The sequence below is a fragment of the Flavobacterium sp. CR10 genome (genome assembly GCF_055814415.1).
In genome coordinates this window covers 1,768,562-1,788,971 of the sequence record NZ_CP185985.1, presented here as the reverse complement: position 1 = coordinate 1,788,971, position 20,410 = coordinate 1,768,562, and the positions used below count along the sequence as shown (strand labels likewise).

Annotated in this window: 23 protein-coding genes; 6 read left to right on the top strand and 17 right to left on the bottom strand. The window is 33.6% G+C overall.

Annotated elements, in window-relative coordinates:
* The first annotated feature begins 5 nt into the window (after positions 1-5).
* Both ACNRYB_RS08005 and ACNRYB_RS08000 read left to right on the top strand, forming a co-directional pair.
* Entirely contained in the window at positions 6-716 is a 711-nt protein-coding gene (locus ACNRYB_RS08005) for a dioxygenase family protein (protein ID WP_473729733.1), read from the top strand.
* A 71-nt stretch (positions 717-787) separates the two neighbouring features.
* Complete coding sequence (locus ACNRYB_RS08000; RefSeq protein ID WP_242502603.1) at positions 788-1,537, top strand: LytR/AlgR family response regulator transcription factor; 750 nt, start codon at positions 788-790, stop codon at positions 1,535-1,537.
* A 96-nt stretch (positions 1,538-1,633) separates the two neighbouring features.
* Here ACNRYB_RS08000 and ACNRYB_RS07995 read toward each other — a convergent pair whose 3' ends face one another.
* A complete protein-coding gene (locus ACNRYB_RS07995) occupies positions 1,634-2,152 on the bottom strand; it encodes a gamma carbonic anhydrase family protein (RefSeq protein ID WP_129748732.1) in 519 nt (172 codons plus the stop codon).
* 10 nt (positions 2,153-2,162) lie between these two features.
* The gene (locus ACNRYB_RS07990) at positions 2,163-3,152 is read right to left on the bottom strand and encodes a PorP/SprF family type IX secretion system membrane protein (protein WP_129748731.1); all 990 of its coding nucleotides are present in this window, start codon (positions 3,150-3,152) and stop codon (positions 2,163-2,165) included.
* Between the two features lie 143 nt (positions 3,153-3,295).
* Between ACNRYB_RS07990 and ACNRYB_RS07985 the strand changes: the two genes are divergently transcribed.
* The 3 genes from ACNRYB_RS07985 to ACNRYB_RS07975 all read left to right on the top strand — a co-directional run bounded on the left by ACNRYB_RS07985 (position 3,296) and on the right by ACNRYB_RS07975 (position 5,647).
* A complete protein-coding gene (locus ACNRYB_RS07985) occupies positions 3,296-4,195 on the top strand; it encodes a NifU family protein (RefSeq protein ID WP_129748730.1) in 900 nt (299 codons plus the stop codon).
* A gap of 146 nt (positions 4,196-4,341) precedes the next feature.
* Positions 4,342-4,749: a YtxH domain-containing protein gene (locus ACNRYB_RS07980; RefSeq protein WP_473729732.1), complete on the top strand. Its 408-nt coding sequence runs from the start codon at positions 4,342-4,344 to the stop codon at positions 4,747-4,749.
* An 85-nt stretch (positions 4,750-4,834) separates the two neighbouring features.
* The gene (locus ACNRYB_RS07975; RefSeq protein ID WP_473729731.1) at positions 4,835-5,647 is read left to right on the top strand and encodes a mechanosensitive ion channel family protein; all 813 of its coding nucleotides are present in this window, start codon (positions 4,835-4,837) and stop codon (positions 5,645-5,647) included.
* Positions 5,648-5,653: 6 nt separating this feature from the next.
* Here the strand turns inward: ACNRYB_RS07975 and tsaB are convergent, their stop codons facing one another.
* The 7 genes from tsaB to ACNRYB_RS07940 form a co-directional block, all read right to left on the bottom strand.
* Complete coding sequence (tsaB, locus tag ACNRYB_RS07970; protein ID WP_473729730.1) at positions 5,654-6,328, bottom strand: tRNA (adenosine(37)-N6)-threonylcarbamoyltransferase complex dimerization subunit type 1 TsaB; 675 nt, start codon at positions 6,326-6,328, stop codon at positions 5,654-5,656.
* 32 nt (positions 6,329-6,360) lie between these two features.
* Positions 6,361-7,653 (bottom strand): efflux RND transporter periplasmic adaptor subunit, encoded by a 1,293-nt coding sequence (locus tag ACNRYB_RS07965; RefSeq protein WP_129748727.1) that lies wholly within the window; start codon positions 7,651-7,653, stop codon positions 6,361-6,363.
* A gap of 6 nt (positions 7,654-7,659) precedes the next feature.
* Positions 7,660-9,111: a TolC family protein gene (locus ACNRYB_RS07960; protein ID WP_129748726.1), complete on the bottom strand. Its 1,452-nt coding sequence runs from the start codon at positions 9,109-9,111 to the stop codon at positions 7,660-7,662.
* An 85-nt stretch (positions 9,112-9,196) separates the two neighbouring features.
* Positions 9,197-10,318, bottom strand: coding sequence for an efflux RND transporter periplasmic adaptor subunit (locus tag ACNRYB_RS07955; protein ID WP_129748725.1), 1,122 nt, complete (start codon positions 10,316-10,318; stop codon positions 9,197-9,199).
* A gap of 37 nt (positions 10,319-10,355) precedes the next feature.
* Positions 10,356-11,621, bottom strand: a complete 1,266-nt coding sequence (locus ACNRYB_RS07950; protein ID WP_473729729.1) for an ABC transporter permease — start codon at positions 11,619-11,621, stop codon at positions 10,356-10,358.
* A gap of 2 nt (positions 11,622-11,623) precedes the next feature.
* Positions 11,624-12,868, bottom strand: coding sequence for an ABC transporter permease (locus ACNRYB_RS07945; RefSeq protein WP_473729728.1), 1,245 nt, complete (start codon positions 12,866-12,868; stop codon positions 11,624-11,626).
* A complete protein-coding gene (locus ACNRYB_RS07940) occupies positions 12,861-13,562 on the bottom strand; it encodes an ABC transporter ATP-binding protein (protein WP_111376646.1) in 702 nt (233 codons plus the stop codon). The genes ACNRYB_RS07945 and ACNRYB_RS07940 overlap by 8 nt, the downstream gene beginning before the upstream one ends.
* A gap of 177 nt (positions 13,563-13,739) precedes the next feature.
* Here ACNRYB_RS07940 and ACNRYB_RS07935 point away from each other — a divergent pair, with 177 nt between their 5' ends.
* Positions 13,740-15,146 carry a DUF4403 family protein gene (locus ACNRYB_RS07935; RefSeq protein ID WP_473729727.1) on the top strand — a complete coding sequence of 469 codons (1,407 nt, stop codon included), beginning with the start codon at positions 13,740-13,742 and terminating at the stop codon, positions 15,144-15,146.
* A gap of 19 nt (positions 15,147-15,165) precedes the next feature.
* On the opposite strand, the gene ACNRYB_RS07930 is transcribed toward ACNRYB_RS07935, so the two are convergent.
* The 8 genes from ACNRYB_RS07930 to cyoE all read right to left on the bottom strand — a co-directional run bounded on the left by ACNRYB_RS07930 (position 15,166) and on the right by cyoE (position 20,267).
* Positions 15,166-15,426: a hypothetical protein gene (locus tag ACNRYB_RS07930; RefSeq protein ID WP_473729726.1), complete on the bottom strand. Its 261-nt coding sequence runs from the start codon at positions 15,424-15,426 to the stop codon at positions 15,166-15,168.
* The gene (locus ACNRYB_RS07925; RefSeq protein WP_473729725.1) at positions 15,416-15,958 is read right to left on the bottom strand and encodes a DUF420 domain-containing protein; all 543 of its coding nucleotides are present in this window, start codon (positions 15,956-15,958) and stop codon (positions 15,416-15,418) included. Before ACNRYB_RS07925 ends, ACNRYB_RS07930 begins: the two co-directional genes overlap by 11 nt.
* Positions 15,959-15,960: 2 nt before the next feature.
* Positions 15,961-16,647 carry an SCO family protein gene (locus tag ACNRYB_RS07920; protein WP_473729724.1) on the bottom strand — a complete coding sequence of 229 codons (687 nt, stop codon included), beginning with the start codon at positions 16,645-16,647 and terminating at the stop codon, positions 15,961-15,963.
* Positions 16,648-16,658: 11 nt separating this feature from the next.
* On the bottom strand, positions 16,659-17,300 hold the full coding sequence (locus ACNRYB_RS07915; RefSeq protein WP_129748718.1) for a hypothetical protein: 642 nt from the start codon (positions 17,298-17,300) through the stop codon (positions 16,659-16,661).
* Between the two features lie 79 nt (positions 17,301-17,379).
* Positions 17,380-17,730 carry a cytochrome C oxidase subunit IV family protein gene (locus ACNRYB_RS07910; RefSeq protein ID WP_160780963.1) on the bottom strand — a complete coding sequence of 117 codons (351 nt, stop codon included), beginning with the start codon at positions 17,728-17,730 and terminating at the stop codon, positions 17,380-17,382.
* Positions 17,731-17,748: 18 nt separating this feature from the next.
* On the bottom strand, positions 17,749-18,732 hold the full coding sequence (locus ACNRYB_RS07905; RefSeq protein ID WP_473729723.1) for a cytochrome c oxidase subunit 3: 984 nt from the start codon (positions 18,730-18,732) through the stop codon (positions 17,749-17,751).
* Between the two features lie 42 nt (positions 18,733-18,774).
* Entirely contained in the window at positions 18,775-19,362 is a 588-nt protein-coding gene (locus ACNRYB_RS07900) for a cytochrome c oxidase subunit 3 (RefSeq protein ID WP_008467366.1), read from the bottom strand.
* Between the two features lie 2 nt (positions 19,363-19,364).
* Positions 19,365-20,267 (bottom strand): heme o synthase, encoded by a 903-nt coding sequence (gene cyoE / locus ACNRYB_RS07895; RefSeq protein WP_473729722.1) that lies wholly within the window; start codon positions 20,265-20,267, stop codon positions 19,365-19,367.
* Positions 20,268-20,410: the final 143 nt, after the last annotated feature.

The following is a 20,410-nucleotide window of genomic DNA, read 5'->3' as shown; positions in this document are numbered from 1 at the left end:
TGATTATGGACAGAAAAAAATTTATCCGAAATGGTATTTTGGGCATTGCTTCATTGGCAACCGCTTCAAAATTTTTAGAATCATGTTCAAAAAGTGACAATGATGATAGCGACTCTAGCAATTCTGGAGACGGAAGTTGTACTGTTTCTCCTTCAGAGACAAAAGGCCCGTTCCCTATCAAAACGCCAAGTCAGCTGGTTTTAGAAAACATCAAATCTGACCGGGTTGGAATTGCGCTATTGATCAATTTAAAAATTGAAAACAAGAATAACAATTGCGAACCTCTTTCGGGAGTTTTGGTCGACGTCTGGCATTGTGACAAAGACGGAAATTATTCTGAATACGGAGGCACTCAAATGCAGCAGACCGATTATACTTCTGTCCATTTCTTGAGAGGAAGACAAACTTCAAACGCTAATGGAGAAGTTTCTTTTATCACTATTTATCCTGGCTGGTATCAAGGAAGAGCTCCGCATATTCATGTAGAAGTTTTATCCAACGCAGGAAATTCATTATTGGTAACACAGATTGCCTTTCCGGAAACAATTTCTAGTCAAGTATATTCAAGCACAAATTATGCTGCACATGGACAGGCAGATACTACAAATGCAAGGGACAATATTTTTGCCGATAGTTTAGCTGAGGAATTGGCTACAATGACTGGCAACCTAACAGATGGATATACACTTACAAAAACGATAACCGTTAACGCATAATTTTGATTTGTAAAAACCTGTATTTTATGAAAATTTTAAAACTTAATTTACTGGTTTCAAACTACTTTTGAATGCGAAATGAAATTTTAAAAACTAATCCAGAAAAGATGAAATGTGTAATTATTGATGACGAACCTTTAGCGGTAGAACTATTAGAGGATTTTGTCAAAAAAGTAGATACTCTTGAACTGATCAGCACTTTCAATAATGCTATCGATGCCGTTTCATTTATTAACCAGAATAATGTCGATTTGATTTTTCTGGATATTCAGATGCCGCATTTTTCTGGAATTGACTTTTTAAATACTATCGAGAAAAAACCTCTAGTCATTTTCACAACTGCTTATTCTGATTATGCCGTAGAAGGATTTAATCTCGGTGCCGTCGATTATTTGGTAAAACCAATTCCGTTTCACCGATTTCTAAAAGCAGTTGTTAGAGCACAACAAGTTTTACATCCCACGGCAACTCAAACTCTTACAGAAAGCAGTAATACGCCTGAAATAGAACAAGATTTTATGTTTGTTCGAGCTGAATATGAAAACGTAAAATTGAATTTTGCCGATATCCTTTTTATTGAAGGCCTTAAAGATTATGTCAAAATTTACACTACAGATAATAAATTTACATTGACATTAATTAGTCTAATAAAACTTGAAAATTTGCTTTCAAGCAAAGGTTTTGCCAGAATTCACAGATCTTACATTATTAATATCAAACATGTAAAATCGATTCAGAAAAATAAGGTGTTAATAAGCGATAAAAGAATTCCAATCAGTGAAAGCTACAAAAATACTTTCTTCGAGAAAATCAACCTCTAATTTCTTTGAAATTCAAAAAAAAGAAAATTCCAAATTCCAAAAAGCCTAGACTCTTGGAATTTGGAATTTCTATTTTGAGATTTCCATCTGGAATTTCTATTCTTCGTTTTTGAACCAACTCGAATACATTACGTAATTATTCGAAATACGTTCTATTTCGCCTGCAAAATCAGACTGATCAATGTCTTTTACTTTTTTGGCAGGAACACCTGCATAAATACTTCCAGAAGTTACAACCGTGTTTTGAGTAACTACAGCCCCTGCAGCAATTATAGCATTGCTTTCTACCACGCAATTATCCATTACAATTGCTCCCATTCCGATTAAAACATTATCATGAATCGTACAACCGTGAACAATTGCATTATGGCCAATTGAAACGTTATTTCCTATAATCGTTGGGTGTTTTTGATACGTACAATGAATTACAGCTCCATCTTGAATGTTTACCTTGTTTCCAATTTTAATAAAATGAACATCTCCCCTTACAACAGCATTAAACCAAACGCTGCAAGATTCTCCAAAAGTAACATCTCCAACAATAGTAGCATTTTCGGCCACATAACAATCCTCTGGAATAAGAGGTGATTTTCCGTTTACAGATTTAATCAGCATAAAAATAAATTTAGTTAATGGCAGGACAGTTACAATCGTAACGCTCTTTTTTACAGAACAAATTAATTCCTAAAGTAATTTGATGATATCCGCCAGTGTCAAACTTAACATCTCCCATTACTTGAGAATACGTATAAGCAAACATAAAATTCTTAAAGTTAACTCCAATAATTGGTGTAAAGTATTGTAATTTCTGAGATGCTACGCCACTTCCTGAAACATATTGTGCGCCATCAAAACCTCTTCTATAAGATAATGCAGCCCATAGACTTCCAAAATCCATGTTTTTGTAGGCTTTCATATTTATGTCGAGTGTTTTTTCTTTTGTCTGATCAAATAGCTGAAAAAGAATCGAAGGCTCCCAAGTCCAATTGTCGTTTTTACCAAATACATAACCAGCACTCAATAAAAACTTTCTAAGATTATCGCTTTCGTAATCTGAATATAATTCTCTTCTTGTTTCTAATAATCCTTGAACTGTTGCGTGTGCATAGAAATTCAAATAATTATAAGAAGCTCCAACATCAATATTGAAATACGAATCTTTCTGAATGGAACCAAAAACTATTGGATCAAATGTGTTTCCAAATTTTGTTTCGTCTAATTGGTTTTGAATCAAACCTCCGCTAATTCCAAAAGACAGCTGATTTAAATCCAGTTCATCTCTCGAAAACATAATATGATGCGCATAAGTCAATTTTACACCTTTTTCAGAATGATATCCGTTTTTATCATTAAAAACAATAATCCCAGCTCCAGAACGTTCGCCAATTCTTCCGTTAAAACTCAAAGTTTGCAATGAAGGAGAATCTTCTTCTCCAAACCATTGTTTTCTAGCTGTTAATCTTATTTTGGCGCAATTGGCTGCACCTGCCATAGAAGGGTGAATAAGATAATAATTATCAGACAAATAATCAGAATAAACAGGTATTCCCTCCTGGGAATAAGAGTGGAAAGCAGTAATGAGAAAAATTAATAAAACCTTGATTTTTAATTTCATAAAGACAATATTGTATCCAGATAATTTTCACTCTTGCAATTTAACACGATTTATTTGAAAAGAGTCTTAATTATTTTATTAAAAAATCAAATATAGCCATTAGTAGAAAATAACTTTAGTAAATTTGCAAAAAATATATTATCATGACTAAAATCACTATAAAAGAAACTCAAAATCCAACTATTTTAAAGTTTGAATTTGAAGATTTCATCACTCAGAATCAAAACTTTGAGTTCAAAAATATCGATGAAGCGCAAGCTTCTCCTCTTGCACAGCAATTATTCTATCTGCCATTTGTTAAAACAGTTTATATTTCTGGAAATTTTATCGCTATCGAAAGATACAGCATTGTAGATTGGGATGATGTGAAAGATGCTGTCGCTGAACAAATCAGCACTTTTGTTGACAAAGGTGGCGTTATCATTAAAATTGATGAAACAAAACCAAAAAAACAGCCAATTACAGTATATGGAGAAACAACTCCAAACCCGTCTGCACTGAAATTTGTTGTGAGCAGAATGCTTACTCGCAATGCTGTAGAATATAAAAATATTGACCAGACTGCTTCTTCTCCATTAGCTCAGGAATTGTTCAAATTCCCATATGTGAAAGAAATTTTTATTGACGAAAATTATATTTCAGTAACAAAATATGAAATCAATAACTGGGACGAAATCACTTTAGAATTAAGAACTTTCATTAAACAATTTATCGAAAACGGAGGAACTGTTTTAGATGAAAGCCTAATCGAAACTAAAGCAAAAACTGAAGCAACAAAAGATGAAGCTTTTGATAAACTGGATGTTACATCACAGCAAATCATTAACATCTTAGAAGAATATGTAAAACCAGCGGTAGCTGCCGATGGAGGAAATATTGCTTTTGAGTCTTATAATGAAGATGACAAAACGGTAAAAGTATTGTTGCAAGGTGCTTGTAGCGGATGCCCTTCTTCTACATTTACTTTAAAAAGCGGTATCGAGAATATGCTGAAAAGCATGCTGAATGATGACGCTATAAAAGTAGAAGCGGTAAATGCTTAATCTCATAAAATACATTATGTTCAAAGCGTCTCAATGAGACGCTTTTTTTATTATTAATCTCTAGCTTTCAATTATTTATCATTAAAAAAACGAGTAGTTCTATAAAATTAATTAATATTGTATTCTTAACCAATTAATTAAAAACCATGGGATTATCTTCATTTTTTAAAAATTTATTTGGCTCAACCAAAGAGTCTGTAACTGAATTGGCAAATAATGCCGAAGAGACTTTTGAACAAGCAAAAGAAGCTGCTGCACCGTATATTGAAAAAGCCGAAGCTTTTGCGGAAGAAACAATAGAAAAAGTAAAAGAAGTTTCGGAGCCAATTATTGACCGCGCTTCAGAATATGCTGAAAAAGCAAAAGAAACTGTAAGCGAGTATGCAGATAAAGCATCTGAAGCCATAAATGACGTTGTAGATACTGTCAAAGAAAAAACAGCATCTTTGACTTCTGAAACCTCAGAAAATGTTTCTGAAACAGTTGCCGATGTAAGCGAAAAATCTGCTGCAGAAGCAGAAGAAATAGCAGATGAAGCCGCTGACAAAGCTTAAACGCGCTTTTCTGATAATGTAAATATTTTTATATTTGCACTGTTAATATGCCTTCTCTTTTGAGAAGGTTTTTTATTTTAAAATCATGAATCTTAGTCCAGAACAAGTCAGTAAATATATTAGTCGTTTTATTGACATTTTAGTTGATTATTCGCCAAAGCTTATTTCTGCATTTTTAATCTTATTTGTTGGTTTATATGCCATCAGATTAATCAACAGAATCATTAGAAAAGTAATGATTCAGCGAAATCTAGATCCTACATTAACAAAATTCTTAGCCGATATTTTATTATGGGCTTTACGAATTTTATTATTTGTAACCTTTATTTCCAAATTAGGCATTGAAACCTCTTCTTTTGTCGCTATTTTAGGAGCAATGGGTCTTGCTGTTGGTTTATCCTTACAAGGATCGCTTTCTAATTTTGCAGGCGGAATGCTTATTATTGTTTTCAAGCCATTTAAAGTTGGAGACACCATCGAAGCTCAAGGTGTTGTTGCTACTGTTCTCGAAATTCAGATTTTTGTAACTAAAATGTTAACTGGAAATAACCAGACTGTTTTTGTTCCAAATGGATCTTTATCTAATGGCAACATTATTAATTACTCAATGCAAGGAGAAAGAAGAGCCGATTTGACTTTCTCTATTTCATATGATTCGGATATTAAAAAGGCCAAAGAAGTACTTTTAGCAGTGCTGAACAATAATCCAAAAGTATTGAAAACGCCTGCACCAGAAGTTTTTGTAAAAAACCTTTCTGCAAGTTCAATAGATTTTGCTGTTCGTCCTTGGGCAAAAAATGCCAATTATGGAGCGGTTTTTTCTGAAACATTAGAAAATTGCAAAACAGCTTTGGATGAAGCAGGAATTGCTATTCAGCCTTACACAATACAGAAATAAAAAATATTATTCCTTTTTTGAAGGAGCAGTAATAATAAAATCTTTTAAATAATAAGGTTCAAAATAAGCGACATCCACAGTGTCGCTTTTTTGATACTTATCAAAACTGATTTTACTCATGGCTTGCGCCGAAGGGTATTTAATGTTTTCTAAAAACACAAAATTGTCTTTAGTTAAAACAGTTTTACACTTATCAGCACAATCGCCAACAAAGTAAAGTTTGTCTGTATATTCCTGAAATGAATTTTCATCTATAATTTCGGCTTTAATACCTCTTTCAATAGTCAAATCAGAATTAAAAATGGCGCTGTAAACTTCCATACGGCGTGCATCTAACATAGGTATAATTTTTCCATCTGCAACTCCAGCTTGCGACGCCAAAGTCTGCATCGTATCAACAGCAATCAACGGAATATTTAAAGCATAACACAAGCCTTTAGCTGCCGAAACACCAATTCTCAAACCTGTATAAGAGCCTGGTCCTTGGCTCACTGCAACAGCTTTTAAATCGTGAGCCGTTATTCCTGCTTTTGCAATAACTTCTTCAATAAAAACATGAAGTTTTTCGGCATGCGAATATCCTTCATCAGCCAATTCGCTGCAAACAATGGTCTGACCATCTTTTGCAATAGATACTGAACAATTTTTAGTAGCCGTTTCGATATTGAGAATAAAAGACAAAATATTAAATTTTAAATTATTGTGGTATTATATTATTTCTTTGGAGCTTCTGCTTTTTTAAGCTTTACCTTATCTCCTGAATTTAGTTCTTTAGAAACTGTTGTGTACGGCCCTGTGATAACAACATCACCAGGTTTTAATCCAGACATTACTTCAATATTAGTATCGTCCTGAATTCCGGTTTTAATGATTCTAATCTTAGCTTTATCTCCAACTTTTACAAAAACGCATTCGAATTTTTTATCGCTTTTTGGAGCCGCTTTTTTATCTTCATTTGGATCTTCAACCTTAAAATCTTTTACCGCTGTAGTGTCTGATTTTACTACAACAGAACTAATTGGCACTGCCAAAACATTTGTTTTTGTAGTTGTAACAATATCAACCGTAGCTGTCATTCCTGGTCTGAAAGGAGAATATGTACTTGGTTTTCCTTCTAACAAATCTTGATAGGACTCTTTCAGGATTCGAACTTTAACTTTAAAATTCGTCACCTGATCTGAAGTTAATGTTGTACTTGCAGAATTAGAAATGCTGGTTACAACTCCCTTAAATTTCTTTTTCAAGTAAGCATCAACTTCAACATTTGCTTCATCCCCGATTTTAATTTTTACAATATCATTTTCATTCACATCAACTTCGACCTCCATATTGTTTAGGTTGGCAACACGCAAAAGCTCAGTTCCTGCCATTTGCTGCGTTCCTAAAACTCTTTCTCCCAGTTCTACATTTAATACAGAAATAGTTCCGTCAGCAGGAGAATAAATTGTTGTTCTTCCTAAGTTATCTCTAGCTTCTGTAACAGATGCCGAAGCGCTTTGAACATTATAATAAGCGCTTTGTTTTGTTGCTTTGGCAACTTCAAAAGTAGAAATGGCTTTATCCCAATCTGATTTTGAGATTACACCTTTGTCATATAATATTTTATTACGCTCATAATTTGCTTTTGCTTCTTTAAAACTTGCGTCAGATTGAGTAAGACTTGCTTTTGTTCCAGCTAAATTTGCAACAGATCTTTCTAATCCTGAGGTATATAAATCTGGATTTATTTTTACCAATAAATCGCCTTTTTTAACCACCTGCCCCTCTTTTACATTAAGTGAAATAATCTCGCCCGAAACCATCGAGGCAATTTTAACTTCAATTTCGGGTTGGATTTTTCCTGTTGCAGAAACTGTTTCAACAATTGTTGATGCCGTAACTTTTGCAGTTTCTACTTCTTTTCCTTCGTCCTTATTCCCTATTACCCCAGCCTTAGAAAGACCAACCAAAGCCACGATAATAACAACCGCAACTCCTAATAAAGAATAAACTGTTTTTTTCTGCATAATAAATTATTTTGTAATAATTGGAACAATTGGAATCCCGAAATAGAACTCTAATATTTTAATTTTAAACATGTAATCGTATTTTGTTCTAATAACATCAGACTGTGCATTAGTCAATAATGTTTGAGCTTGTGTGAAATCGAACGAATTCATTAAACCTACATCATATTTTTCTTTTGCATAATTGTAAGCTTGCTGTCTTGCCTCTAAAGTTACAGTAGCCGATTCATAAGTATTTAAAGCTCCTCTTGCATCTGTAAACGCTGTATAAACATTACGTTGCAAATCTAAACTTTTTTGCTCTAAATCTATTTTAGATTTTTCTAAACTTACTTTATTGCGCTCTACATTATTTCTTACTGAGAAACCATTAAAAATAGGCACAGAGAGCTGGAATCCGAAAGATTGTCCTTTATTATCTTTAAACTGATCTAAAATTGGATCCGCTTTGCCCACAACCGGTATATAATTATCCTGCAAAACTGCCTGATTGGTTCCCTGAACATATCCAATTTGAGAAGTAGGATTTGCCGTATTTGGTGTAGAACCCACTACAATATCAGAATAACTTGCTCTAGTATTAAAACTGTAGAAAGCACTCAAGGTTGGCTGATAAGCTCCTTTGGCAATAGCAACATTTTTTTCTGCAATTTCCAAATTTGTCTGAGCTAATTTTAGCTCTGTTCTTGTTTCTTTTGCTTTATTGTAGATTTCAATAGGGCTTTGAGCCAAAATATTGTTTTCATCCATCGCATTTGTATCGTCGACAACATCAAAATCTGCAAATTCTTTTAATTGTAAAAGCTGAGCTAAACTCAATTTAGAAATCAATAAGTTGTTTTCAGAAACTGCTATGTTTTGCTTATCTGTTGCGACAGTAGCTTTCAAATCGAACAAATCTCCACGTGGAATGGTTCCAGCATTTACCATTTCTTCTGAACGAGCATATCTTTTCTCATCGATTGACAACTGTTCTTTTTTAACTTTCAAATCTTCTTTGTTAGATAAAATCTGTAAAAATGCACTAGCAACATTCAAAGAAATATCTTCTTGCATTTTTAACAATTGGTATTGCGATGCAATTATTGATAATTTCGATTTTCTAAGAGTATTTTGATTTTGCAAACCCTTGTAAATATCTACTCCCGCATTTAATCCTATTGAAGAATATTGTGTAGTTTGGTTACGTAAAATACCTGTTGTAACATCTTGGTTCAAACCAATGTTCCAAGAGTGAGAAGCACTCCCGTTTACAGATGGAAGATAATTACCAAACGCCACTTTTTTATCAATATCGGCATTTTTCAAATCCAGTTCAGATTGCTTGATCGTAATATTATTTTCAAGTGCGTATCTCACACACTCTTCTAAAGTCCATTTTTTTGATTGCGCCTGTCCAGTTAGTCCAAAACCGAATAACAATGCTATAACCAGACTATTATATTTATTTATTTTCATATACTTTTAATGAAGGCGCAGTAAACCGAACTACGCAAATTTAACATTTTTAAAACCAAAAAGATCCTTAACCTTTTAAATTAGCTTATTTTTTTTCTTTGTCTCCTTCGTTAATTAAGCCCTGATTCCAGATTTTAATTTTATCTGTATCATTAACGCCGCTTTTAACTTGAACGTAGATTCCATCGCTCACCCCAAGAACCAAATCTCTTCTTTGAAATTTCTGTGGAGCAGTTTCAATTTCTACATAAGGCTTTTGTGTTTTTTTGTCAAATTGAACTAAAGACTCTTTAATTGCCAAAACTTTCTCTGCTTTTTCTAAAATAATTGAAGCATTGGCACTTAAACCTGCTCTAATAAAAGTATCATCTCTGTTAACCATTTGAGCTTTAATTTCAAACTGGATTGCTCCGTTTTCTGTAACTCCTTTGGGAGCAATATAATTTAAAACTGCATCAAATTTTTTATTTTCGATTGCACCAATTGTAATTTCAATTGGCATTTTCTCTTTAATTTTTCCAACCTCAGATTCATCAATTTTTCCAATGAAAATCATTCTTCCAACATCGGCAACACTTGCAATTGTAGTTCCTTCGTTGAAGTTGTTGCTTTCGATAACTTGGTTACCCACTTTTACTGGAACATCCAATACCATTCCGTTCACTGTCGAACGAATTAATGTATTTGCATAACTTCCCAAAGAAGAAGTTGTTCCTGTTTTAACGATATCTAAGCCTTGTTTTGCAGCTAAATAGTTTTGTTTCGCCTGATTGTAAGCCAACAAAGCTGCGTCATAATCATTTGCAGAAATTACATCTTTCTCAAACAATGTTTTCTGTCTTTTATAGATTTTTTCCTGATTATCTAATGCTATTTTAGCGGTCTGCACCTGATTCTGAGAATTGCTTACGTTGGAAACATTTGCTACAACTCTAATCTTAGCAATCATATCGCCGGCTTTAATTTTTTCACCCGCTTTAATGTACACTTCTTCAATAATACCTGAGATATTTGGCTTGATTAGAACCTCTTCATCAGGCTGAATATTACCTGTCGCAATAGTATTTTTTACGATAGTTTTAATTTCTGCTTTTTCCGTTTTAAATACAATCGGTGATTCTTGGTTTTTAGCATATAAATAGTATAGCGCTCCAAAAAAAACAACTGCAATAAATATTAAAATGGTTACGGTTACTCCTTTTTTCATTTGTCTAGGGTTTAATCGATTTATTTTGATTGATAATTTATTCTGTTCTTAATGCATCTACAGGTTTAACATTGATAGCGGTCTGTGCTGGGATAAATCCGGCCAGCAAACCAGATCCGACCAATATAATTAATGCTACAAATACAACTCCCAAATCTACTGTCGGATTGGCAAACATCGTATTTTGATCTGCAGGCATCGAGTCTAATGCCATATTTAAAACTGCTATAATTCCTGTGGCAACAGCAATTCCAAGCATACCTGAAATAATGGTTAAAAATATAGACTCCGTTAATATTTGACTTCTAATTGCTCCAGGTGTTGCACCTAAAGCTCTTCTAATTCCGATTTCTTTTGTACGTTCTTTAACCACAATCAACATGATATTCGAAATTCCGATTACACCAGAAATCAAGACCAATGTTCCTACGAAATAGGCAATTACTTTCAAAATATTGAATAAGCTTTGCACTTTGTTAAACTGCTCGTACAAATCAAAATTTCCAACTGCTCTGTCATCTGTCGGATTTATAGAATGTAATGATTTTATAATCTCTAAAATTTTAGGCTTTAAATCGGTTATAGAAGTTTCATCTTTCGCGGTAAGCGCCATCCATCCTACTTTATCACCATAATTGAAAGCCTGCTGAAAAGTTGTAAAAGGAATAAAAATATTCTTCTGCTCCTGTTCTGCATTTCCTCCTTGCTGTTTAGATTTATAAACCCCAACAACCATAAAATTGATGCTATTAATTTTTATATAAGTTCCAACAGCTTCCTCTTCTTTACCGTAAAGCTCACTGATAACACCTTTTCCAATTACGCAGACTTTTCTTTTTTGCTCAATATCCTGCTGATTTACAAATCTTCCTTTAATGATATCCATTGGCTGCTGTTTAATCAGCTCTGGATAATCTCCATAAATTGTAAATGCAGAAGTTTTGGTTCCTCTTACTACGTTATTTGTTCCGTTAAAATCACCTAACTGATTTCTTGGCGATACATATAGCAAATCTGGCAATGCTGCTTTTAAAGCGGTTACATCACTATTTCTAAAATCATAACGTCTTGTTTTTGGCAAACCTTTATAAGCCTTAGAGGTAGTCTGGCTCCACATAAACATAGTGTTGGTTGCAATTCCATCAAAACCTTTTTTAATACCATTTTCCAAGCCATTACCCGCAGCAAGTAAAATTACCAAGATAAAAATACCCCAAAAAACACCAAAAGCGGTCAGGATAGTCCTGAAAGGATTGGCGGTTAAGGCCTGTAAAATCTCGTCCCAATTATCTTTTTTAAACATAATTATTCGTCTCTAAGTGCTACAATAGGTTTAATTTTGGCTGCTCTATATGCCGGAAAAAATCCTGCCATTGCTCCTGCAAAAACAAGTAATACCAAAGTAGTTAAAGCAACACTAAAATCTACTTCAGGGTTTCTGAAATATTCACTCTGAACCATCGGCCCAACAAATTCCAATAATGCAAGGCTGGCCAATAATCCGACAAAACCTGCAATGGTCGTGATAAAGATTGATTCGTGAAGAATCATGGTAATAATTGAAAAAGGCGAAGCTCCAAGCGCTTTTCTAATTCCGATTTCTTTTGTACGTTCTTTTACAATAATAAGCATGATATTACTTACCCCAACTACACCAGCAATAATAGTACATATACCAACCCACCAGAAAAAGAGCCTGATATACAAGTTCAAATCATAAAACTGTTTGGCATCTTTAACCGAATTGTAAACCCCTACACCACCGTCATCTTCAGGAGCCACAACATTTTTACTCTTTAATAAATCTTTTAAATCTTGTGTAAACTTTTCCGATTGAGCCAGCGCTTCATCATAATCTTTTGTCTTTTTTAAAGTAAAAAACAAATTGCTGATTTTGTCGCCTCCGCCAAATGTTTTCTGAACAGTAGTCAATGGCAGATAAGCACGAGTTTCTTCTCTTTCTCCTCCTGGATCTGTAAAAACCCCCACTACTTTGAAGTTGATATTGTTAATTAGGATTTCTTCTCCTATTGCTTCTTTATCTTTAAGCAAATCGGTTTTCAATTTCATTCCGATAACAGCCACTTTTGCGTTACTTTCTAAATCCTTGGCATTGATATAACGGCCTTGCACTATGGTTAAATTTTCAATTCCGCCATAATCTGGATTTACTCCTCTAAACTGATAACTTCCAGATTCTTTTCCGTAAGCAAAAGCCTGTCCCCAGTAATTATTTGTCGAAGCTCTAAGATCCAACTTATCTTCAAATTTTTGTACCGATTGATTGTAATCGCTATTGCGAAATTGAATCTGTCTTCCTGGATTCAATCCTTTGTACTCTTTAGTCGTTGTTCCAGACCAAACCTCTATAATTCCAGCCGCATCACGTTCAAATTGTTTTTCAATTCCGTTTTGAAGACCTTTACCTGCACCAAGCAGGATTACCAAAATAAAAATCCCCGAAGCCACAGAAACACCTGTTAAGAAGGTTCTTAAACGGTTTTTAGAAATGGCTTCAAATATTTCTTGCCAGCGTTCAATATTAAACATAAGACGAAGCTCTAACTTGTTCTACTTTTTTATCATCGATAATTAGTCCATCTTTTAGGACTACATTTCTTTTGCACATTGCGGCAATATCTGGCTCGTGTGTAACAATTAAGATTGTTTTTCCTTCATCATTAATTCCTTGAATAAGTTCCATAACTTCATACGAAGTTTTAGTATCTAGGGCTCCTGTCGGCTCATCGGCAAGCAAGACTTTCGGATTTGATGCCAATGCTCTTGCTATAGCCACACGCTGTTTCTGACCTCCGGAAAGTTCGTTTGGCAAGTGGTGAACATGAGAACCTAAACCTACTTTTTCAAGATATTTCATTGCAATATCATAACGCTCTTTTCTTTTAACTCCTTGATAATACAAAGGCATCGCAACATTATCCAATGCCGTTTTATAATTAATTAAATTAAAAGACTGAAAAACAAAACCTAAAAACTTATTACGATATTTTGACGCAAGGGTTTCGTTTAATTTTTTTATTGGCGTTTTATCTAAAATATAACTTCCAGAATCAGCTTCATCCAAAATTCCTAAGATATTAAGAAGCGTTGATTTACCAGAACCAGATGACCCCATGATCGCAACCAATTCTCCTTCTTCTATATTAAAATTAATGCCTTTTAATACATGTAATTCTGAACTTCCCATCTTATAGGATTTATGTAAATCTTTAATTTCGATCATGGTTTTGTTAATTTTTTTAGACAATAATAACGTTTTTATTAAGTAATTTATGATAATAAAAAGTTAATAAATTTGTTACCTATTCTGTATAAGACTTCATTCTTTAGTTATTGTTACACTTTTTTAATAAAATATGATTGTTTTCGTAATTTTACCTCATTATAAAAATCATCTTAAATGAAGCTTAGTTCTATTATTTCAATGTTTACGGCACTTGCGGTGTTATCGGGCTGCTCATCAGCTCAAAAATTAGAAACATTAAAACCTGAACCAGACGATGCCAGTCCCTTAATTTATGACAGCAATCCTTCTTTTATTAACCTTCCTATAACCATCAAATTAAGCGATATTGAAAATCAGACCAACTCTTTGCTTAACGGTTTAATTTATGAAGATAACAACATCGAAGACGATGATATTGAGATGAAAATCTGGAAACAGGCTCCAATTAAAATTCAAAATGACCCTTCAAATCTTGACAAAAGAATCAGAACCATTTTACCGCTTAAAGCGAATATCAAATATCGAATTGGCACAAAAAAACTGGGAGTGGAATTGTACGATGTTAGAGAATTTAACTTAAACGGAGTTATAACACTTTCTAGCGAAACTGCTCTAACCAATTGGAAACTGACTACAAAAACAGAGTTTAAATCTCTTGATTGGAACGAAAGCCCTACTATGACCGTATTTGGTAAAAACATGCCGATTACGTATTTGATCAATCCTGCTATTTCTATTTTCAAAAGTAAACTGGAAAAGAAAATAGACGAAGTGATCGAAAAATCAATGGATTTTAAGCCTAATGTTCTTCAAGCGGTTGAAAAAATCTGTACCCCTTTTCAAATGAGTGACACTTACGAAAGCTGGCTTCGAATTGTTCCGATCGAAATATATTCGACAAATGCAAAACTTAAAAACGATTCATTCTTGCTTGACATGGGCATGAAATGCAACATGGAAACTATCGTTGGCAAACAGCCAGAATCAAAATATAGTGCTAGTAAAATTGTTCTGAAACCTGTTGCCAAAATCCCAAATCAGATTTCTGCTAATATTGCTGCCATTTCAAGTTATGTAGATGCGTCTAAAATTATGACCAAGAATTTTGCCGGTCAGGAATTTGGCTCTGGCAGTAAAAAAGTGACTGTAAAAAATGTTTCTATCTGGCACAAAGATGGCAAAATGGTTATTGCACTAGACGTTTTAGGCTCAATCAACGGAACACTTTATTTAAATGGTTTTCCTTCCTACAATACACAGACAAAAGAAATTTACTTTGAGAAATTGGATTATGTTTTGGACACCAAAAGCAAATTGATGCGCACAGCAAACTGGCTGGCACAAGGATATATTCTTAGAAAAATGGAAGAAAGCTGCCGATATTCTATTCAGCCGAATTTGGATGAAGGTAAAAAAAGCATGGCAGGTTATCTAAAGAATTATTCGCCAATGCCGGGAGTATTTGTCAATGGAAAAATGGAAGATATTCAGTTTGACAAAATACAGCTAACCAATCAAGCTATTATCGCTTTCATCAAAATAAACGGAACGGTAAATGTCTCGGTTAACGGACTTAAATAAAAAGAAAAAGGCAGTGTAATTACACTGCCTTTTTCTTTTTAGAATACATACGATAAATCAAATATCCTATTATCAATACGAGTAAATATGGAATCACCATTAGATAAACAATCCCATCATTTACTGCTTCAGCTTTTTTAATATTAGAATCTCCAGCTAACGCAGCACGACACATTGCACATTGAGCATTAACTGAAATTCCAATTAAAAAAATACAAATCCCAAAAATTAAACTTTGGAATTTGGAATTTGATTTTTGGATTTTATTTTTAGTGTACATAATAAGGCGAAATCATTAAATAAACAATCACTCCCGTTACTGCCACATATAACCAAAGCGGAAAAGTGATTTTAGCGATTTTTTTATGTCTATCAAAACGTTTTGCAAGCGCTCTTACATACGTAATCAAAACAAGCGGAATAATGGCAATCGACAATAAAATATGCGTTATAAGAATAAAGAAATACACATAACGCAACGCTCCTTCTCCTCCATATTTTGTAGAGTCTGAAGTCATGTGATACGCTACGTACATAACCAAAAATGCAACCGACAATGCAATAGCAAAAGTCATCAATCTTTCGTGTAGTTTTTGGTTTCCCTTCTTAATTGCCAATACTGCCCAAACCAACACAACAGCTGTAATACCGTTTGTAGTTGCATAAATTGGAGGCAAAAACGATAAAGGCTCTACATTAACCCCAAAATCTTTTAATTTAACTCCGAACAAAATTGCCACAACAACAGGAATTATTATTGAAACCGCAATAATAAATTTGCTAAATTTTTTCTCTAAAGTATTATCTTCCATTTTTATTCTGCTAATAAAATTTTAATGTCTTCTTGAATATCTCGTACTCCTTTTTTATCTAAACCGTCATAATAAATATTCGGATTTCCGTATTCATCTTTTCTGCAGCGAATGTTTCCATCTTTATCAATTAAAGCAAACAAACCAGAATGCTCAAATCCACCACTTACTTTATCATTTTCTCCTGCATAAAGATTAAATCCTTTATTAGACAAATCCATAATTACGTTTCTGTCCCCAGTCAAGAAATTCCAATTCGAAGACTTCACTCCAAGCAATTTTGCGTGATCTTTTAAAACCTCAGGCGTATCATGTTTTGGATCAATTGTAATGGAAACAATTCCGAAGTTTGGATTTCCAAAAAAGGTCTTTTCTATCTCCAGCATACTCATGTTCATCTTTGGACAAATTGAAGGACAAGTTGTAAAGAAAAATTCCAGAACATATACTTTCCCTTTATACGTTTCATTTGAAACTTTTACATTGTCTTGGTTTGTCAATTCGAATTTTGGCGCTGGCCCAATTGTCAAAAGTTTAGCTTCTTTTGAAGATTTTACTCCAACATTATCCAAACGATTTCCTTTTACAACGTCACCGTTTTTAACTCGATCAACAATTTTAGGAATGGCATAAATCCCAAAAATCAAAATGACAAAAGAGATTCCAATATATGATTTGTTCTTAAACATTATAAATGATATTAAAGTTGCTTTGTAGCGTTATGATTTTTCTTTAAAGCTGCGCGGTATTCGTAAAGGATAATCTTGAAGTCGTCCAGCATTTCATTGCTTAACTCTGATGGGTGAAAAGTATCGTATCCTTCTTTATACTCTTTTGGATCTTTTCTTCCTCTTAGATTACGTTCTTTATCGATAATATAAACATTGGAAGTTCCAAGATTCTCATTCAGTTTTTCTTTTAAATGCAATCCGTCGTAGAACTTCTGTATTTCTTCTTTTGGAGCAAAAACAAAGTTCCAGTTTTTAACGTCTGTAAAAGGAGACAAAGCATCAACTATCTTTTGAGCTTCCGCTTCAGTTCCAGTTGGACAAAGCACTACAAACTGAAGATCTTCAAAACCATTATAACGTTTGTAGATCTTTTCGTTTAGATTAAAATAATTGCCTCTATTCTCAAGAATGTTTGTACCGGAAAAACCCAATACAGTAATTTTTTTATCAAGGGAGATTTTTTTTCCGTTTAATGAATTCCAATTTCCAAAATCGGCTACTTTAGGTGTTATTACAGGAAGAGTAGTAAAGCTATTTACACCAGAAGCAAAAAATAAATAGGCTACAATTGGCAAAACAAAAAGTACAAAGAGAACTATATTTTTTTTCATTGTATTAACGGAGAATTATTGAGGTACAAAAATAAAAAAAGCTCCGTAAATCGGAGCTTCTTTTCGAATTAATATCATGTTAAAAATTCCATTTAATAGTAGAATCTTTAAAAACCCCATAAATATAATGTCCTTCTGTTAACAGAATAAACAATAAATATAAAACTAGGAAGATAACAGGAGAAACTACAGACCATCTAAGACTGCTTTTTTCACCTTCCATGTGCATAAATGCCCATACAATATAATATGCTTTGAAAATTGTAAGGATATAGAAAATCCAGTTTAACAAGTTCAAGCCAATAAAATGAGTAAACTCTAACGCTCCAGGTTTGTAGATACCTAAGATAACTTCAACTGTAGTTACTACTGAAAGCAATCCGAAAACAAACCAGATTCTTTTTGTATTTGATACGTGCTCGTGTGACATAATAATTAAATTCTAAAATTAAACTAGGTAGAAAACTGTAAATACAAATACCCAAACTAAATCTACGAAGTGCCAGTATAATCCAACTTTTTCTACCATTTCGTAGCTTCTTCTCTTCTCATAAGTACCTAATAATACATTAAAGAAAATAATGATATTGATGATTACTCCAGAGAATACGTGGAATCCGTGGAAACCTGTAATAAAGAAGAAGAAATCAGCAAATAGTTTATTACCGTACTCGTTTCTGATCAAGTTAGCTCCTTCTACAACATATTTGGCACTAGCTAAATGTTTTTCAGATTCTTCTCTTGATAAGATTGTCTTTTTCTTTTTATCTGTAAGTTTTTCTGTTCTAATTAAAATTTCAGGATGAGCTTTAAAACCAGCCTGAACTTCAGCAACTGTGTAAGTTGGAAGAGATTGAGCATCTTCCATAAACCAAGTTGATTTGCTTCTTGTTAAAGCTTCTCTTTGTTCTGGCAATTTAACAGCAAAATCAGCTAAAGCTACTCTTTTACCATCTTTATCCACAAATTGAAGTAAACTTCCTCCAACTGTTTCAACTGCACCATATTCTCCTTTAATGAAGTTTTTCCATTCCCAAGCTTGAGAACCAACGAAAATTAAACCTCCAATAATAGTTAAGAACATATAGATTGCAACTTTTGTCTTTTTCAGTTGGTGTCCTGCATCAACAGCTAATACCATTGTCACAGAAGAAAAGATCAAAATAAAAGTCATTAAAGCTACATAATACATTGGAGCCGCAACACCATGCATAAATGGGAAGTGAGTGAACACTTCATCAGCCAAAGGCCAAGTTTCGATAAATTTAAATCTAGAAAAACCATAAGCTCCTAGAAATCCAGAGAATGTTAAGGCATCTGATACGATAAAAAACCACATCATCATTTTACCATAACTTGCTCCTAAAGGCTCATTGTGACCGCCTCCCCAAGTTTTTTCGTCGTTGTTTGCAGTAGTAACTGTCGCTCCCATAAAAGATATTCGTTAAAAAGTTCCCAAATTTACGTTTTTTTCTTATTTAAAGAAATATAAAAATAAAAATAAATATACCCATAATAAATCCAAAAAGTGCCAATACATCGCACCTAGCTCTATCCCAAGAGTTTGAGTCGAATTGTATTTTTGTTTAAAATGATTATAAATTATAATTAAAAGTGAAATTAATCCGCCAGCCAAGTGCAACAAGTGTGTAACTGTCACCACATAAAGGAAAGTTGTAGTAATCGAACTACCTTCTCCTGTAAAGTAATACCCTTCAGCAACGATTTGTCCAAATCCTTTGAATTGCAATACCACAAATAAAACCCCTAAAGCTAAAGTTCCAAGAAGCAATCCTGTAACTGCGCTTCTATTGTCTTTCTGAATAGCTTTTTTTGCCAAGTGAAAAGTAACGCTACAAGCAATAATTACTGCTGTACTCCAATAGAAAGCAGAAGGAAGTTCAAAATTTTTCAACCAGTCTGCTCTTGATTTACTTACTACAAATGCGCTTGTCAAACCAGCAAACATCATGGTCATACTAACCATTGCGAAAAGCAGAATCAGTTTTGCTGATTTTGATTTTCTTACTTGTTCTTCATTTGTTTTTAATGTCATTTCCATAACTATCTTAAAAATTTATCTACTATAAATACAATCTGCAGAAGTGAGATGTAAGAAACACTCACCAGCATTAATGTTCTCGCTGCTTTTGGAGTTCTCAGCTTATACAAACGAACTGCATAAAAAAGCATCCAAATCCCCAACAGAAACACTAAAACCGCTGCAGTTGGAGAAATAAACAATTGCCCCGTAAAACCTAATACTGGTAATAACGAAGCTATAATAAGCCAAATTGTATACAATATGATTTGCAATGCTGTTCCTTTATCTTTTTTACCTGTCGGAAGCATAAAGATCCCTGCTTTTTCATAGTCTTCATATAAAAACCATCCGATAGACCAAAAGTGTGGAAACTGCCAAAAAAATTGAATTAAAAATAAAGTTCCTGCCTCAATACCAAATTCGCCTGTTGCTGCTACCCAACCTAACATAAACGGAATTGCACCAGGAAAAGCTCCAACAAAAACAGACAACGAAGTTACTGTTTTTAATGGCGTATAAACACTTGTGTATAAGAATATAGAAATCGCAGCAAACATTGCCGATTTCGCGTTTATTGTATAAAGAAGTGCAATTCCAATAATAGTAAGCAGACTCGCTACCAATAAAGCTACTTTAGGAGACATACGCCCTGAAGGAACCGGACGATTTTTGGTACGATCCATTAGAGAATCGATATCTTTTTCGATTACTTGATTGAAAGCGTTTGAAGCCCCAACCATACAGTAACCGCCAACTGCCAAAACAGCCAAAACACTCCATTCAAAAGGATGATCAGAATCTACTCCTAATAAATATCCAGCAATAGAAGAGAACAACACGCTAATAGCAAGACCAGCCTTAGTAATCTCTTTAAAATCTAGAAATATTGATTTGATTGATAATGTATTTTTTGCAGCGTTCAATACCGTTGTATTTTGTGTATTTTTTTTGAGTGGTGCAAATGTACAAATTAGATTGTAGAATATTAACTTATAAAAATAGATTTTTTTCAATAAAACCTTTACAAATTAAGATCTCAGCATTCTTTAACACTATTATTTCGAAA